Below are 15,297 nucleotides of genomic sequence, written 5' to 3'. Positions count from 1 at the left end.
GTCGCAGGCGAGGTCTGAGATACCTGAATCACGGAGGCCGTGATGCCACATCTGTTGGAAATGAAAAACATCACCAAGGCGTTTGGCGTGGTGAAAGCCGTCGATAATGTCAGCCTGACGCTGGAGGCGGGTCAGGTCTTGTCGTTGTGCGGCGAGAATGGCTCAGGTAAATCTACCTTGATGAAGGTGCTGTGTGGCATTTACCCGCATGGTAGCTATGACGGGCAGATCGTTTTTTCCGGTGACGAACTGCGCGCCAGCCATATTCGTGATACGGAACAAAAAGGTATCGCGATTATTCATCAGGAACTGGCGCTGGTGAAAGAGATGACGGTGCTAGAGAACCTCTTTTTGGGCAACGAGTGGACGCGTTTTGGCGTGATGGATTACGACAATATGTACCTTCGCTGCCAACGTATGCTGGAGCAGGTCAAACTGGCCGTCGATCCGAATACCAAAGTGGGAGAGCTCGGATTAGGTCAGCAGCAGTTGGTGGAAATTGCCAAGGCGCTAAACAAGCAGGTGCGTTTGTTGGTGCTGGATGAGCCAACGGCCTCATTGACTGAACGGGAAACGGGCATTCTGCTTGAGATCATTCAGGATCTGCGCGATCACGGTATTGCCTGTATCTATATTTCGCACAAGCTCAACGAAGTTAAAGCCATTTCCGATGTGATTTGCGTAATTCGCGATGGGAAGCCGATTGGCACGCGCCCGGCGGTCGAACTGAGCGAGGACCAGATCATTGCCATGATGGTGGGGCGAGAGCTGACGGAGCTTTATCCCAATGAACCGCATGTCATTGGCGAAGAAGTACTGCGCGTAGAACACCTTACTGCCTGGCACCCGGTCAATCGCCACATTCGCCGGGTGGATGATGTCTCGTTTGCGCTGCACCGAGGTGAGATTCTCGGTATTGCCGGGCTGGTTGGGTCAGGGCGTACGGAAACGGTGCAATGCCTGTTTGGTGCCTATCACGGCCGTTGGCAAGGCGACATCTTTATTGATGGCGCGCAGGTGACCATCAGCAACTGCCAGCATGCGATGGCACTGGGTATTGCGATGGTGCCAGAGGATCGTAAGAAGGATGGCATCGTCCCGGTGATGAGCGTAGCGCAGAATATGACGCTGGCAGCGCTCGATCAATTCTCTGGGCCGTTTTCCATGCTGGACGATGCGCGTGAACAGGACATCATCCGGCAGTCGCTAGCAAATCTGAAAGTGAAAACCTCCAGCCCGGAGTTGGCGATCGCCCGCTTAAGCGGCGGTAACCAGCAAAAAGCGGTGCTGGCGAAATGCCTGCTGCTGAATCCTCGCATTCTGATCCTTGATGAACCCACGCGCGGTATCGATATCGGTGCCAAATATGAAATCTATAAGCTTATTAATGCGCTGGTAAAACAGCACATTGCTGTGATTGTCATTTCTTCTGAATTGCCCGAAGTGCTGGGGTTGAGCGATCGGGTGCTGGTGATGCATCAGGGGCGTATCAAAGCGGATTTGATCAATCGTGATTTAACCCAGGAACAGGTTATGGAAGCTGCATTGAGGAGTGAACATCGTGCTGAAAACATCGCAGTCTGAACAACAACATGTTGCTGGCTCTGTCTCGATGCTGCAACGATTGAAAAGCATCAATCTTCAGGTCTATGTGATGATTGCCGCCATCATCGCCATCATGCTCTTTTTCACCTACATGACCGATGGGGCGTATCTCAGCGCGCGTAATCTCTCCAACCTGCTGAGGCAAACGGCGATCACCGGTATTCTGGCGGTCGGCATGGTGTTTGTCATTATCTCCGCCGAGATCGACCTGTCGGTTGGCTCGATGATGGGGCTATTGGGCGGGGCGGCGGCTATTTTTGATGTCTGGTTTGGCTGGCCTTTACCGTTGACCATCGTTGTGACACTTGCGCTGGGGTTGCTGCTTGGCGCGTGGAATGGTTGGTGGGTCGCCTATCGTAAGGTCCCTTCTTTTATCGTGACGCTGGCAGGGATGCTGGCTTTTCGAGGCATTTTGATCGGCATTACCAATGGGACGACGGTTTCCCCGACCAGCGAGGCAATGTCGCAGATTGGGCAGAGCTATTTGCCTTCCGGCATCGGTTTTACGTTCGGTGCCATTGGGCTGATGGTATTCATTGCCTGGCAGTGGCGTCGGCGCAGTAGCCGCGCCCGATTAGGATTACCGATAAATCCACCCGCAGGCGACATCGGTCGACAGACAGTGACGGCACTCGTCGTATTGGGTGCGATCTATCTGCTAAATGATTATCGCGGTGTGCCAACGCCGGTTCTGGTGCTGACGTTGTTGATGCTGGGCGGCATTTTTCTGGCGACGCGAACTGCATTTGGTCGCCGTATCTATGCGGTGGGCGGGAACATTGATGCTGCACGTTTATCGGGGGTAAACGTCGAACGCACTAAAATGGCAGTGTTTGCGATTAATGGCCTGATGGTCGCGGTCGCAGGGTTGATTCTCAGTTCACGATTGGGGGCGGGGTCACCATCCGCCGGGAATATTGCCGAGCTGGATGCGATTGCGGCCTGCGTGATTGGTGGAACCAGTCTGGCTGGCGGTATTGGCAGCGTCGCAGGTGCAGTGATGGGAGCATTTATCATGGCGTCGCTGGATAACGGGATGAGTATGCTGGATGTGCCGACATTCTGGCAATACGTCGTGAAAGGTGGAATTCTGCTGCTGGCGGTGTGGATGGATACTGCCACAAAGCGGCGTGTGTGACGTGATAGAGGGTTCATGGCGGCGATACGTGGCGGCTCGCAATAATCAGCAAATTATTTTGGCCTCTGGGGGAGCTGTGTTATTCAAGAAAGAGGATTTTATTCAAGGAGTTTGCGATTAATGAGCACCGAAAACCATGTTTGAAAAACGCTATCGCATTACGCTGCTGTTCAACGCCAATAAAGTGTATGACCGCCAGGTGGTTGAGGGTGTTGGCGAATATTTACAGGCTTCTCAGTGTGATTGGGACATCTTCATTGAAGAGGATTTCCGTTGCCGCATTGATAATATCAAAGAATGGCTAGGCGATGGCGTGATTGCCGATTTTGACGATGGCGAGATCAAACAGCTATTACAGGATGTGAACGTGCCATTGGTGGGGGTGGGCGGTTCCTATCATCAGCCTGAGGATTACCCGCCTGTGCATTATATTGCCACAGATAATTATGCACTGGTGGAAAGCGCGTTTATGCACCTTAAAGAAAAGGGGCTGAATCGCTTTGCTTTTTATGGCCTACCCGCATCGGGTGGGAAAGGCTGGGCGCAGGAGCGAGAGCATGCTTTCCGGCAACTGGTGGCGGCAGAAAAGTATCAGGGTGTGGTGTATCAGGGAATGGAAACCTCGCCGGATAACTGGCAATACGCGCAAAATCGGTTGGCCGACTGGGTACAAGGGCTGCCGCCGCAGACAGGCATTATCGCGGTGACGGACTCCCGTGCACGCCACCTGTTACAGGTCTGCGAACACCTGAATATTGCCGTACCGGAAAAACTGTGCGTCATCGGGATCGATAACGAAGATCTGATTCGCTATCTTTCACGCGTGGCGCTGTCATCGGTAGCGCAAGGTACGCGTCAAATGGGGTATCGTGCCGCGAAACTGCTGCATCAGCTGCTGCTGGATCAGTCTGGCTTGCCGCTGCAACGTATTCTGGTGCCGCCGGTTCGGGTGGTCGAACGCCGTTCAACAGACTATCGCTCCGTGCACGATCCTGCCGTTATCCAGGCCATGCACTTTATCCGCTATCACGCCTGTAAAGGCATTAAGGTCGAGCAGGTGCTGGATGCGGTAGGGATTTCCCGCTCAAATCTGGAAAAGCGCTTCAAAGATGAGGTAGGTCAGACGATTCACGGTGTGATTCACGCAGAGAAGTTGGATCGGGCGCGCAATTTGCTGATATCGACCTCGCTCTCGATTGGCGAGATCTCGTTGATGTGCGGCTACCCTTCACTGCCTTACTTTTACGCTGTCTTTAAGAAAGGCTATGACATCACGCCGAAAGAGTACCGTGAGCGTTATGGGGAAGGTTATTAAGGCTATTCAGTTTGTTCAAGTAGGAAGGTCAAGCAGGAAGGCGCGGCGGTGCGCGCCTTATTATCTTAGGCTGGTTAACCGTTACGCCGGTACGCGCCAGTAATCGTAATCGATGTGCTCAACCTGGAAGTTAGCGTCTTCTTTGTCACCGGTCAGACGGGTGGCGAGGGTAAAGGCAAAATCGAATGACACGCCCAGCCCCTTGCCGCTGATCAGATTGCCATCTTCAACGACTTTCTCGTTAACATAAACGCCATCGGTTACGTCTTGCCATAAATCCCCAGAGCAGACGTAGCGGCGGCCTTTAAGCAGTTTGTTGCCACCCAGTACGCGTGCAGCTGCTGAGCACAGTGGGCAGATCAGCTTGCCCGCGTCGTCATGGCGACGGATGAACTCGACAACCATCGGGTTTGCGGCCAAGTTAACTGTACCCTGCGGGCCGCCAGGAATGACCACGGCATCAAACAGCGTGTCCTGGTTTCTTTCTAGCAGCGCATCGGCAAACATGCGAATATTGTGATAACTGTGCAACTCCAGTCTGTCATAGCATGACAGCATGGTGACTTCTATCTTCATACGGTGCAGAACATCAATCACCATAATCGCTTCTGCTTCTTCAAACCCAGGAGCCAGCAGAACGGCGACTTTCTTAGACATAGCATCTCCAGCAATATGCAAGGGAAGGTGTTAACCGCAAGAGGATAGCAAAAAAATATCGTAAAAATGAAACGATGTTTTATTAATGTCGATTGAGTCGCGTAAACGATTTTTGCTGCTTAGCCTAAAGAGAAGATGGCGTTATACTTGCTAACTTGGTCGTGGATCGGCCACGAATTTTTTTGCATGAAAGCATGACTCTTCTCTTCCTGTCCCGCCAAAAAGATGTTTAAATTATCACTCACTTATTTTGCATAAATATGCATTTGTGAGCGTGTCGATTTTGGTCATCGACCAGCCCATTGATGTAGGATGTACACAGGGCACGAGCGCTCAGGAATGTATGGCGTAACATAATGGTGTGGCGGCTAAGCTTATACCCTAAATAATTCGAGTTGCAGGAAGGCGGCAATCGCGCGAGTCCCCAGGAGCTTACATCGGTAAGTGACTGGGGTGAGTAAGAGAAGCCAACGCGCATGCAGCTTGAAGTATAACGGGTATATCACCATAGATCTTTCGAGCAGGGATTACATATATGACAACGATTCTCAAGCATCTTCCGGTTGGTCAGCGTATTGGTATTGCGTTCTCGGGTGGTCTGGATACCAGTGCCGCGCTGCTTTGGATGCGTCAAAAGGGCGCGGTTCCTTACGCATATACCGCAAATCTGGGGCAGCCAGACGAGGATGACTACGATGAAATCCCACGTCGGGCTATGGAATATGGCGCAGAAAATGCTCGCCTTATCGATTGCCGTAAACAATTGGTCGCCGAAGGTATCGCTGCGATTCAGTGTGGCGCATTCCATAACACAACGGCAGGCGTGACCTATTTCAATACCACCCCGTTGGGCCGTGCAGTGACCGGTACGATGCTGGTTGCGGCGATGAAGGAAGACGGCGTGAACATCTGGGGGGACGGCAGCACCTATAAAGGCAACGATATTGAGCGTTTCTATCGTTACGGCCTGCTGACCAATGCTGAACTGAAGATTTACAAGCCGTGGCTGGATACCGACTTTATTGATGAGCTGGGCGGCCGTCAGGAGATGTCCGAGTTTATGTCGCAGGCAGGATTCGGCTATAAAATGTCGGCCGAAAAAGCCTATTCGACGGATTCCAACATTCTGGGTGCGACGCACGAAGCGAAGGATCTGGAATTCCTGAATTCCAGCGTCAAAATTGTTAACCCGATTATGGGCGTGAAATTCTGGGATGAGAACGTCAAGGTTCCGGCAGAAGAAGTGACCATTCGTTTTGAACGTGGGCACCCAGTTGCGTTGAACGGCCAGACCTTTACCGACGATGTTGAGCTGATGCTGGAAGCGAACCGCATTGGCGGACGTCATGGTTTGGGCATGAGCGACCAGATTGAAAACCGTATCATTGAAGCAAAAAGCCGCGGCATCTATGAAGCGCCGGGAATGGCACTGCTGCACATTGCCTATGAGCGTCTGGTCACTGGTATCCACAACGAAGACACCATCGAGCAATACCATGCTAATGGGCGTCAACTGGGTCGTTTCCTGTATCAGGGACGCTGGTTTGATTCCCAGGCGCTGATGCTGCGTGATGCTTCTCAGCGTTGGATCGCCAGTGCCATCACTGGTGAAGTGACGTTGGAGCTGCGTCGTGGCAATGATTACTCCATCATGAACACTGTGTCCGACAATCTGACCTATAAGCCAGAACGTCTGACGATGGAGAAAGGCGACTCGGTCTTCTCACCGGATGATCGTATTGGCCAGCTGACTATGCGCAATCTGGACATCACGGACACGCGTGAAAAACTGTTTAACTACGCTGAGACGGGCTTGCTTTCTTCTTCTGCCAGCACCGGTTTGCCGCAGGTTGGGCAATTGCAGGATAAAACAGAGAAGTAACGCACAGATTGGGTTACATAAAAATCCGGAACCGTCTCGCGTTCCGGATTTTTTTTATCTGTTTACCCTATGTTTATGTTTGATTTTCTCGCGATTTTTTTCGTGTGTGAACTCTTGCTGACAATGCAGGTTGCATCTGTACAACTATCGTGGAAAGCGACAGAATACAATAACAATAAGCCTAGATTTTTGTTAAAAGGCGAAAGAATCTATTGGATGGTCTATCTGTTTTTTTGATGTCTAGCGGCAAATTTTTAATGGAGGAAAAATGTTAGAAATATTCGATGTAAGCTACACACTACTGTCGGAAAAAAAATCGGAAGAATTGTTTACGCTTAGGAAAGAAACGTTCAAGGACAGGCTGAATTGGGCAGTGAAATGTATTAACGGGATGGAGTTCGATCAGTATGATGATGATAATGCGACTTATCTTTTCGGCGTAGAGGATGACCAGGTTATTTGCAGTTCTCGGCTAATTGAAACGAAATATCCTAATATGATTACCGGAACATTTTTTTCTTATTTTGAGAAAATAAATATTCCTGATGGGAAATATATTGAGTCGAGCCGGTTTTTTGTAGATAAAGCGCGGTCAAAAACTATTTTAGGAAATTCTTATCCCGTTAGTACGATGTTCTTCTTGGCCACAGTGAATTATTCAAGAAGTAAGGGATATGATGGTGTTTACACTATTGTCAGTCACCCTATGCTCACAATACTGAAGCGTTCTGGTTGGAAAATTTCGATTGTCGAGCAGGGTATGTCAGAAAAACAGGAAAGAGTTTATCTACTTTTCTTACCTGTCGATAATGAAAGCCAGGATGTACTCGTTCGTCGTATCAATCACAACCAAGAATTTGTTGAAAGTAAGTTACGAGAGTGGCCACTGTCTTTCGAGCCTATGACTGAACCGGTCGAATGAGTTGTAGCTCGATGCCAAGTCTGATTGCATGTTTGGCATTTAATACGCCGAGTTTTTTCACAACATTGCCGATGTGAAATTTAACGGTGCCTGTTTTAATATCTAATATCAGTGCTATCTCCTGATAGGTTTTACCCATACTGGCCCAATAAAGAATTTCATTTTCCCGTTGAGAAAAAATATCTTTATCATTTGATCTTTCATCTTCTTTGTTTCTAACCATCTCTCTGTAAAGAGAGATGGTTTCTGCATGAATATTCATCAACGTCATTTGTAACTTATCTTTGTTACTTTCGATTACGTCATCGATGTTATTCACATTAGATTCATCAATCATGATTGATAACATAACCAGATTGTTATTGTGGTCATGAAGAACAAAAGTGTAACCGTTGGTGATATTATGCTCTCTCGATAAGTTAAATATCTTTGACATCTTCAGTTGTGAACTAACCAGTAAATCTTCGTCCCAAGGAAAAGGTGTGATTTTATTAAGGGCTGAAATTACCACAGGATCAATGTGTTGATAGTTATTTGCTTGGTATATCTCTCGCCACTCGTCATGGTGATTGGAAATGATCAAAATTTCTGTTGGCTTCTTTTTATTTAACACCATGTAGGCATATTTGATGTCGCCGTAGTGGCTTAATGCCATATCAAATTGACTTTTTATTATCCTGCTTATAGTTTCATTGTTGTAGAATAATTGCGACATCTCATGACCTCTGCCTGAAAATTCAACATCCTGTAATTGAAAAAGTATATACCCATCCCTATACGCACATCCATAGTAACCTATACAGATAGCCTTAACTATACTTTAGTATAGCTTTTCTTTGGGGTGAAAAAACATAAAATCTTACAACATTGTTAAGGGCGTAAAGCAAAAGAAATAAACATCGCTCAGGATAAGCGTGATGATTGGCTGACATCAGGGAATGCTAATTAAGCGAGATTTATCAGTAATATAATAAAAAATAATTTTTCTTTTCCAGGGCCTGTATTGTTTTACAGGCCCATTAATTTGCAGTAGCATTCGTTATATCTGTGTGGTGCTTTAATGAGTCGCACCTGCCTTGAATAATATGCCCAACTTCGCTGCATATCACACCTCATCAGTGTTGTTGTATTCCCACAACCGATTGAAATGCACATCGTCCAGATTACGTATTGAATCCGCGTTCCCTGCAAAAGGCCGCGCGGTGGTTGCCGCGGCTCCCCACGGTTGTTCTCTGTCATAGCTCGCGTCAATCGTGCTGTCGCGAACGACTAGTTGGCCGTTTGCCGTCTGGCCGGGCTGGTATCCCGTCTGCCTTGCTCCTTGATCCCAGGCGCGGCCTAGTTTGGCCTTTCTTTCTCCATTGAAGCCTTCGTCTCCTGTAAAGCGGCAACTTACCGCCAGAAAACCGTACTGCGTCCACGGCATGCTGTCAGGTGCGAAGACATGAATATCTTTCGCTCCACGGCTGGAAACTGTGTGAAAGTGGACATGCTCGAATACTGCGGTTGCCCGTCCAAAAACATAATCGACATCACCTTCAATGTAGCTGTCTTTAATGTAGGCGCGGCTGTAGCGATCTATGACGTACTCGTTGCGGAGGTTACTGGTGTTGACGAAAAACGTATCCTGACGCCCGATCAGGCGAACCCTTTCAAGCTGTATTTTGTCGCCATCGGTGCGCAGCGCCACGGCCTGATGTGCACGGCCATCGACTGAATCCAGCAATGCATTTACCACCGTCAGGTTCTTCATCTGGAAATTGTCACTCTGCGACCAAACCACGGCGGCACAGATGGTATCAATTGTTGCGTTCTGTTTTGACGCACAGAGATCGTACATGTACCAGGCTGGGTCACCGGGTTGATACTCACCCTGTGAGTTCACTGTTTCTCGGTAGGTTGCTGGTGAAAACATCGAATCCAGCGCAAGTTGAATCACCACGTCGTTTGGCTGCTCCCCTGTGCCGAATAGCGTGAGCGGTGGCGCATCGGCGGGGATGTAGACTGCTCCAGTATAGGTGCCCGGTAGTAATTTAATATCAATATACGGCCGATCCTGCTGCATCCGTAGCGCGGTGTTGATGGCCTGTTGCACTGTACGGTGTGTTGCGCCATCCACCCCGACCTGTGGCCCGACAACCCACGGCGTAGCCGGATTGACTTCAATCGGTGTAGGTTGCCAAACATCAGTGTCAGAATGTTCATCGTGCCCACGCCGCGTAAAATAGTGTGGGAGCGTGAAGCGATCCGCTTCCTGAGCAGAGAGTACAGGGCGAAAAGATGTACCGGGGTATGTCATTTTTGTCATTGCGCAATCCTAAGGTAAGAAGTCAGGCACTAATTCCCCTGATACCACGTCCAGATTTTGATCAGCAGTGCCGCCGATACACTCCAGCACACGACTGCCGCGAACAGCGCCTGTGGTAACTTCATCCATGCAGTAAAGTAATAAAGTGAAATGAGATAAGCCAGATAAGGAATGACGGACCAGATACCAAACAGGATGGTGGTGCGTAGCGCGTCCAGCCCGCGTTCACTGCCAACAATGTAATGTGCGATCAGCGCGAACGTGGGGAAAAGCGGCACCAACCCGGCAATGTAATAGTTTCGGCTTTTCGCCAGTACGCTGATGAGCAATACGATCAACGCACCGATAACAGATTTGATAAACAATGACATAAGTATGACTTCTAGCTTAATAACGCAGCGAATAAGTAGAGCATACTGAAAAAAAAGCGGTGGGGAAGAGTGGGAGTTCATAGGTAAAGATTTAAATTTGTGGTGATTTCGTTATTCTTAGCAGCAGAATGAATAAATACTGTACGTGATACCCGTCATACTTCGAGCTGCTTGTGCGTTGGCCGCCCTTACTCACCCCAGTCACTTACTTGTGTAAGCTCCTGGGGATTCACGCGGTTGCCGCCTTCACGCAACTCGAATTATTTAGGGTATATGGCACTGAAGGTACAGATAAAACGATAATGAAGCTGGAAAGGATTGACGTTGAAAACGCAAAGTCATGCATTTACTCAGGGATTGGTTCCACTCAAGATTATTTCTACCGGCAGCGCGCTTCCTGCGCAGCGGGTGACCTCGGCCGAATTAGATGTGCGGCTTAATAAACCCGCAGGCTATGTCGAAAGCCGTTCAGGCATTATCTATCGTCACCATGCGGATAATCATGCCAGCCAGGCTGAACTTGGCGTGGCGGCGTTAAATGACGCGCTGACTCGGGGCGTTATTCCCCCCGCGTCCATCGATTTGCTGCTGTTTGCTTCCGCGATCCCGATTCAGGCGCTGCCTTATAGCGCCAGCCATGTATTAAAGGCATCGTCCCTGCCGAAAGGGACGGCCTGTTTTGATATTAACAGCAGCTGCGTCAGCTTTATTTCCGCGCTTCAGGTGGCGGCTGGACTGTTAAATACCGGTGCTTATAGACGCATTGCTATTGTCTCTACCGAACTGGCCTCACGCGGTATTGACTGGGATGACGAAGAGTCGTCGTTGATTTTTGGTGATGGTGCCGCCTGTGCCATCGTCGAACGGGGTGACGGTCGCAGCGGGATTGCCGCCTGTCTGCTGGAAACCTACCCGAAAGGCAATGAACTGTGCCAGATCCGCGCAGGTGGTACGTTGCGTAATCCGCGAGCGGGCATGGAACTGCATGATTTTCTGTTCCATATGCAGGGAAAACGGTTATTCAGGCAGGCTTCTGCCTTGATTGAGGGCTATCTGCAACGGCTGCTGGATGCCAGTGGTTATTCTCTGGAGCAGATGGCGGCGGTGGTTCCGCATCAGGCTAGCCATCTGTCGCTGGAGCATATGCGCAAGCGGCTGGCGATCCCGACGGAAAAGCTGATTGATATTTACCGCTATCACGGTAATCAGGTGGCGGCCTCGATTCCGACGGCGTTGCATCATGCCATCGTGACGCAACGCTTGCCTGAAGGTGAGCCTGCGATGCTGGTTGGTACGGCTGCCGGGTTGACGCTGGGCGGAATGGTACTGATTCCATGAAGGTTTTCGTCACGGGGGCCACCAGCGGGCTGGGACGTAACGCGGCGGAATGGTTGTTTCAGGCTGGGCATCAGGTGTTGGCCTGTGGGCGCGATCGCACGGTGGGACAGCAGCTTGGCATGCAGGGCGCGCAGTTTGCCTGCATCGATTTGGTCGAAACCTCGGTAGAGCAGTATCGAACGCTGATGGCGGGTTGTGATGTCGTCTGGCATTGTGCGGCGAAGTCATCGCCGTGGGGTCAATATGATGACTTCTATCAGAATAATACCGAAGTGACGGCACGACTGGCCGACGCCGCCGGTCAGTTGGGTATCCCGCGTTTTGTGCACATCTCCACGCCGGCGATTTACTTCGATTACCAGCACCACCTGAATATTGATGAAAACTACCGCGCGGCGCGTTTTGCCAATCACTATGCGCAGACCAAATTTCTGGCGGAAGAACGGCTTCAGACGCTGACGTCGCGCTATCCGCAAACCACCTATGTGATCCTGCGTCCGCGTGGCCTGTTTGGCCCGCATGACCGCGTGATTCTGCCACGTATTTTGGAACAAATCGCGGTGGGCGGTGGCGTGCTACGGCTCCCGCGCGGTGGTGAGGCGTTGCTGGATCTGACGTTTGTCGGCAACGTAGTCGAAGCGATGGCGCTTGCCAGCCAAAGAAGCGGGTTAGTGTCTGGCTCGGCGTATAACATCACCAACCATGAGCCCGCGCGGCTTGCAGACATGCTTGAGCAACTGCTGGTCGGGCAACTGGGGATGAATTATCACATTAAGGCGGTACCGTATCCGTTGCTGCATGCGGTGGCGGGTGGGATGGAGCTGTTCTCGTGGTTTAGCCGGAAAGAACCACTGCTGACGCGCTACAGTGCGGGAGCGGTGAATTTCGATATGACGCTCAGTGCTGAAAAAGCGCGGCAAGAGCTGGGCTATCAGCCGCGTTTTTCCCTCCAGCAGGGCATCGAATTAACCGGTAATTGGTTCAATACCCCTCTTGCACAGCGGAGTGCTAACGGGCATGGCTAATATTTCAACGTTTGAAGTAGGGTACTGCCTGCATCCGGGCTGCATGGCGTTGCGCGGTGCGGGGTGGAAGGTGTGCCGTTTTCCGGCGCGGGTCTGGATGCTGGAAAGTCAGGGCAAGCGCTGGCTGTGGGACACCGGTTATGCGCAGCATTTTACCGACGCCACGCGTTCTGGCCTGTTTCAACTGTACCGTAGAATGACACCGGTGCATTTCGAGACGAAAGACGCGTTGATTCATCAGCTACACGTGCGGGGTATTCAACCTGCGGACATTGACGGCCTGATTATTTCCCACTTTCACGGCGACCACATCGCGGGGCTGCGGGATTTCCCCTCTGTGCCGTTTATCTGTTCGGCGCTGGGCTGGCAGCAGACGCGGAATCTGCGTGGTTTCGCGGCCCTGAAACGAGCGTTTGTGCCTGCGTTGATCCCTGAATATTTTGAGCAGGCGCTTCAGTTTGTCGAAAACTTCCCGCTTACCGACCTGCCAGAAGCGCTTGCGCCGTTTACGCAAGGCTATGCGCTGCCGGGGAGTGATAAAGAAATCGTGCTGGTACCGTTGCCTGGCCATGCCGCCGGACACCTCGGCGCGTTTGTGTTGACGGAAGACGGCTGGGTGTTGCTGGCAAGCGATGCCGCCTGGTCGCCGCACAGCTATCGTGAAGGTCGCGGGCCGTCGCGCTTGGCGAATCTGGTGATGGACGACCCAAAAGCCTATTACCACACGTTAGACCAACTGCACCAGTTGCATCTGAACGGGCAGGTTGAGATTCGGCTGTGTCACGAGGGTGACCTATGATCCCGCTGATGACGATCTGGCACTATTTGCGCGCCAGACATCTACGTTTTACTACTCGTCAGGCGCTTGAACGCCATCAGCAGCGCCAGCTCGCCCGCTTTGCGCGGCAGGTGCTGGCGCGTAGCCCCTATTTTCGACCTTACTGCCATCTCCCGATCGCATTCTGGCCGATGATGGATAAAGCCGTGATGATGGCCGAATTCGATCGGATGAATACCGCCGGGCTTAAGCGGGATGAACTGCTTGCCTGCGCACGCCGCAGTGAGGACGATCGCGACTTCACGCCGAGAGTAAACGGGTTCAGCGTCGGGCTGTCGTCCGGCACCTCTGGTCAGCGTGGCCTGTTTGTCGTCAGTCCGCGCGAACAGCAAGTTTGGGCCGGAGGTATGTTGGCGAAAATGCTGCCGGACGGTTTACGCGCCGGTGAACGGGTGGCGTTGTTCCTGCGGGCGGATAACAATCTGTATCACAGCGTCGATAACCGCTGGCTCAGCCTGTCGTTTTACGATCTCTTTGCGCCGTTTGCCGAACATTTTTCGCGTCTGGAAGCCTGGTCGCCGTCGATTATCGTCGCACCCGCGCAGGTGTTGCGCGAACTGGCGCTGGCGGTACAGTGCGGTGATCTGCGTCTGTCGGTCAAGAAGGTAATTTCCGTAGCCGAGGTGTTGGAACCGCAGGATAAGCAACTGTTGCAGCAGGTGTTCGGACAGGTAGGAGAAGTGTATCAGGCAACGGAAGGCTTTCTGGCATCGACCTGCGAGCACGGTACGCTACACCTCAACGAAGAATTTATTCACATCGAGCCACAGTGGCTGGATGACGAACGCTTTACGCCGATCATTACCGATTTCACCCGCAGCACGCAGCCGATTGTGCGCTATCGGCTGGACGATGTGTTGGTGAAGCAAAAAGCGCCCTGCGCGTGTGGTCGGGTGACCATGGCGATAGCCCGCATTGAAGGGCGCAGCGATGACAGTCTGCGATTGCCGGATAACCGCGGTGAACCGCAGACCGTCTTTGCGGATTTCTGTAACCGGGTGATTGCCAACGCGCTGCCGCTGCATGCTGATTATCGGCTAGTACAGCAGGGAGACGCGACGCTGCATTTATCCGCCGCGTGTAGTCTGTCGGAGCTGGAAGCCTGTCGGGACAGTCTGTCGCAGCAGTTTGCAGTGCAGGGTATTGATACGACGCGGCTACAGTGGCGGTTAAGCGCAGGTGAGATCGCGCCAGAATTTACGCAAAAGCGCCGACGTATTACCCGCCTGAAGGAGGAAGCCTAATGCGATTTCCTCAAGGAACGATGCTATTACGACTGAAAGCGCTGCTCTTCGGCTGGGGAGCTGTCGGGGTGGTGTATCAACTGAGCGCACAGTTTCAAGGGCGGGGAACGGTATTACCTCCCTCGATTGTCGACGAATGGATTCCCTTTAGCCCCTCGGCTATCTGGCTGTATCTCTCCTTTTTCATCATCATTCCGCTGTCTTACTTATCCTGCCCAATTACGCGCTTGGCTGGATTACGTCGGGCAACGCAGCTTACTGCGTTGATTGCGGGCGCGGTGTACCTGATTTTTCCGACAACGATGGTGTATCCGCAGGCTATCGGGGACGATCTCTCCGCTCGTTTGCTACAGCTCTTGCAACGTATCGATTCGCCGCAAAATTGCCTGCCGTCGTTGCATATGGCGCTAACGGCACTGGCGGTGTGGGCGATGAGCGATAGCCAGCAGAAAGTGAAAACGGGTTTGTATCTTCTATGGGGAGCGGCAATTGCTTTTTCCATCCTGCAACTGCGCCGGCACCTGTTCATCGATCTGGTGACGGGGGCGATGCTGGCGGGCATAACCGGATGGATTTTTCTGCGTAGTCGGGAGACGATCAAGGCCATTTCCCCACGGGCTCCGTTGCCTAACGATAAGCGCCATCAGGAATGAC

The 15,297-nt window shown here is 51.5% G+C and carries 14 protein-coding genes; 10 read left to right on the top strand and 4 right to left on the bottom strand.

From position 1 onward, the window contains the following. Nucleotides 1–42 precede the first annotated feature (42 nt). The 3 genes from E2566_RS20890 to xylR all read left to right on the top strand — a co-directional run bounded on the left by E2566_RS20890 (nucleotide 43) and on the right by xylR (nucleotide 4,058). Nucleotides 43–1,584: a xylose ABC transporter ATP-binding protein gene (locus E2566_RS20890; RefSeq protein ID WP_107169294.1), complete on the top strand. Its 1,542-nt coding sequence runs from the start codon at nucleotides 43–45 to the stop codon at nucleotides 1,582–1,584. A 28-nt stretch (nucleotides 1,585–1,612) separates the two neighbouring features. After that, a complete protein-coding gene (xylH, locus tag E2566_RS20885) occupies nucleotides 1,613–2,743 on the top strand; it encodes a xylose ABC transporter permease XylH (RefSeq protein WP_233671783.1) in 1,131 nt (376 codons plus the stop codon). Between the two features lie 136 nt (nucleotides 2,744–2,879). After that, nucleotides 2,880–4,058 carry a D-xylose utilization transcriptional activator XylR gene (xylR, locus tag E2566_RS20880; protein ID WP_107169292.1) on the top strand — a complete coding sequence of 393 codons (1,179 nt, stop codon included), beginning with the start codon at nucleotides 2,880–2,882 and terminating at the stop codon, nucleotides 4,056–4,058. An 81-nt stretch (nucleotides 4,059–4,139) separates the two neighbouring features. Here xylR and E2566_RS20875 read toward each other — a convergent pair whose 3' ends face one another. Beyond that, nucleotides 4,140–4,715, bottom strand: a complete 576-nt coding sequence (locus E2566_RS20875) for a DJ-1/PfpI family protein (protein ID WP_107169291.1) — start codon at nucleotides 4,713–4,715, stop codon at nucleotides 4,140–4,142. A gap of 535 nt (nucleotides 4,716–5,250) precedes the next feature. Between E2566_RS20875 and argG the strand changes: the two genes are divergently transcribed. Both argG and E2566_RS20865 read left to right on the top strand, forming a co-directional pair. Continuing rightward, on the top strand, nucleotides 5,251–6,597 hold the full coding sequence (gene argG / locus E2566_RS20870) for an argininosuccinate synthase (protein ID WP_107169290.1): 1,347 nt from the start codon (nucleotides 5,251–5,253) through the stop codon (nucleotides 6,595–6,597). A 268-nt stretch (nucleotides 6,598–6,865) separates the two neighbouring features. Next, a complete protein-coding gene (locus E2566_RS20865; protein WP_107169289.1) occupies nucleotides 6,866–7,519 on the top strand; it encodes an acyl-homoserine-lactone synthase in 654 nt (217 codons plus the stop codon). Here E2566_RS20865 and E2566_RS20860 read toward each other — a convergent pair. The 3 genes from E2566_RS20860 to E2566_RS20850 all read right to left on the bottom strand — a co-directional run bounded on the left by E2566_RS20860 (nucleotide 7,497) and on the right by E2566_RS20850 (nucleotide 10,198). Next, nucleotides 7,497–8,234: a LuxR family transcriptional regulator gene (locus E2566_RS20860; RefSeq protein ID WP_107169288.1), complete on the bottom strand. Its 738-nt coding sequence runs from the start codon at nucleotides 8,232–8,234 to the stop codon at nucleotides 7,497–7,499. The genes E2566_RS20865 and E2566_RS20860 overlap by 23 nt on opposite strands. Before the next feature lie 390 nt (nucleotides 8,235–8,624). Then, on the bottom strand, nucleotides 8,625–9,827 hold the full coding sequence (pemB, locus tag E2566_RS20855; RefSeq protein ID WP_107169287.1) for a pectinesterase PemB: 1,203 nt from the start codon (nucleotides 9,825–9,827) through the stop codon (nucleotides 8,625–8,627). Nucleotides 9,828–9,856: 29 nt separating this feature from the next. Next, nucleotides 9,857–10,198 (bottom strand): GlpM family protein, encoded by a 342-nt coding sequence (locus tag E2566_RS20850; protein ID WP_107169286.1) that lies wholly within the window; start codon nucleotides 10,196–10,198, stop codon nucleotides 9,857–9,859. Between the two features lie 324 nt (nucleotides 10,199–10,522). Between E2566_RS20850 and E2566_RS20845 the strand changes: the two genes are divergently transcribed. Genes E2566_RS20845 through E2566_RS20825 form a run of 5 tightly spaced genes read left to right on the top strand, consistent with a single transcriptional unit; the run spans nucleotide 10,523 to nucleotide 15,296 of the window. Beyond that, the gene (locus E2566_RS20845) at nucleotides 10,523–11,536 is read left to right on the top strand and encodes a 3-oxoacyl-[acyl-carrier-protein] synthase III C-terminal domain-containing protein (RefSeq protein WP_107169285.1); all 1,014 of its coding nucleotides are present in this window, start codon (nucleotides 10,523–10,525) and stop codon (nucleotides 11,534–11,536) included. Then, nucleotides 11,533–12,561 (top strand): NAD-dependent epimerase/dehydratase family protein, encoded by a 1,029-nt coding sequence (locus tag E2566_RS20840; protein WP_107169284.1) that lies wholly within the window; start codon nucleotides 11,533–11,535, stop codon nucleotides 12,559–12,561. Before E2566_RS20845 ends, E2566_RS20840 begins: the two co-directional genes overlap by 4 nt. After that, the gene (locus E2566_RS20835; RefSeq protein ID WP_107169283.1) at nucleotides 12,554–13,360 is read left to right on the top strand and encodes an MBL fold metallo-hydrolase; all 807 of its coding nucleotides are present in this window, start codon (nucleotides 12,554–12,556) and stop codon (nucleotides 13,358–13,360) included. Before E2566_RS20840 ends, E2566_RS20835 begins: the two co-directional genes overlap by 8 nt. Further along, the gene (locus tag E2566_RS20830) at nucleotides 13,357–14,643 is read left to right on the top strand and encodes a F390 synthetase-related protein (protein WP_107169282.1); all 1,287 of its coding nucleotides are present in this window, start codon (nucleotides 13,357–13,359) and stop codon (nucleotides 14,641–14,643) included. The genes E2566_RS20835 and E2566_RS20830 overlap by 4 nt, the downstream gene beginning before the upstream one ends. Further along, nucleotides 14,643–15,296 carry a phosphatase PAP2 family protein gene (locus tag E2566_RS20825; protein ID WP_107169281.1) on the top strand — a complete coding sequence of 218 codons (654 nt, stop codon included), beginning with the start codon at nucleotides 14,643–14,645 and terminating at the stop codon, nucleotides 15,294–15,296. The genes E2566_RS20830 and E2566_RS20825 overlap by 1 nt, the downstream gene beginning before the upstream one ends. Nucleotide 15,297: the final 1 nt, after the last annotated feature.

The organism is Pectobacterium punjabense, assembly GCF_012427845.1.
In the GTDB taxonomy this organism is placed as follows: domain Bacteria; phylum Pseudomonadota; class Gammaproteobacteria; order Enterobacterales; family Enterobacteriaceae; genus Pectobacterium; species Pectobacterium punjabense.
Note: the sequence above shows the minus strand (reverse complement) of the source record. Positions and strands in the feature narration are given on the sequence as shown.

Excerpts from the sequence above, each read along its gene's own strand:
- xylH (WP_233671783.1), top strand. The coding sequence starts at position 1,613 with ATGCTGCAACGATTGAAAAGCATCAATCTTCAGGTCTATGTGATGATT.
- E2566_RS20835 (WP_107169283.1), top strand. The coding sequence starts at position 12,554 with ATGGCTAATATTTCAACGTTTGAAGTAGGGTACTGCCTGCATCCGGGC.
- E2566_RS20840 (WP_107169284.1), top strand. The coding sequence starts at position 11,533 with ATGAAGGTTTTCGTCACGGGGGCCACCAGCGGGCTGGGACGTAACGCG.
- pemB (WP_107169287.1), bottom strand. The coding sequence starts at position 9,827 with ATGACAAAAATGACATACCCCGGTACATCTTTTCGCCCTGTACTCTCT.
- E2566_RS20890 (WP_107169294.1), top strand. The coding sequence starts at position 43 with ATGCCACATCTGTTGGAAATGAAAAACATCACCAAGGCGTTTGGCGTG.
- E2566_RS20865 (WP_107169289.1), top strand. The coding sequence starts at position 6,866 with ATGTTAGAAATATTCGATGTAAGCTACACACTACTGTCGGAAAAAAAA.
- E2566_RS20860 (WP_107169288.1), bottom strand. The coding sequence starts at position 8,234 with ATGTCGCAATTATTCTACAACAATGAAACTATAAGCAGGATAATAAAA.
- argG (WP_107169290.1), top strand. The coding sequence starts at position 5,251 with ATGACAACGATTCTCAAGCATCTTCCGGTTGGTCAGCGTATTGGTATT.
- E2566_RS20830 (WP_107169282.1), top strand. The coding sequence starts at position 13,357 with ATGATCCCGCTGATGACGATCTGGCACTATTTGCGCGCCAGACATCTA.
- xylR (WP_107169292.1), top strand. The coding sequence starts at position 2,880 with ATGTTTGAAAAACGCTATCGCATTACGCTGCTGTTCAACGCCAATAAA.
- E2566_RS20825 (WP_107169281.1), top strand. The coding sequence starts at position 14,643 with ATGCGATTTCCTCAAGGAACGATGCTATTACGACTGAAAGCGCTGCTC.
- E2566_RS20850 (WP_107169286.1), bottom strand. The coding sequence starts at position 10,198 with ATGTCATTGTTTATCAAATCTGTTATCGGTGCGTTGATCGTATTGCTC.
- E2566_RS20875 (WP_107169291.1), bottom strand. The coding sequence starts at position 4,715 with ATGTCTAAGAAAGTCGCCGTTCTGCTGGCTCCTGGGTTTGAAGAAGCA.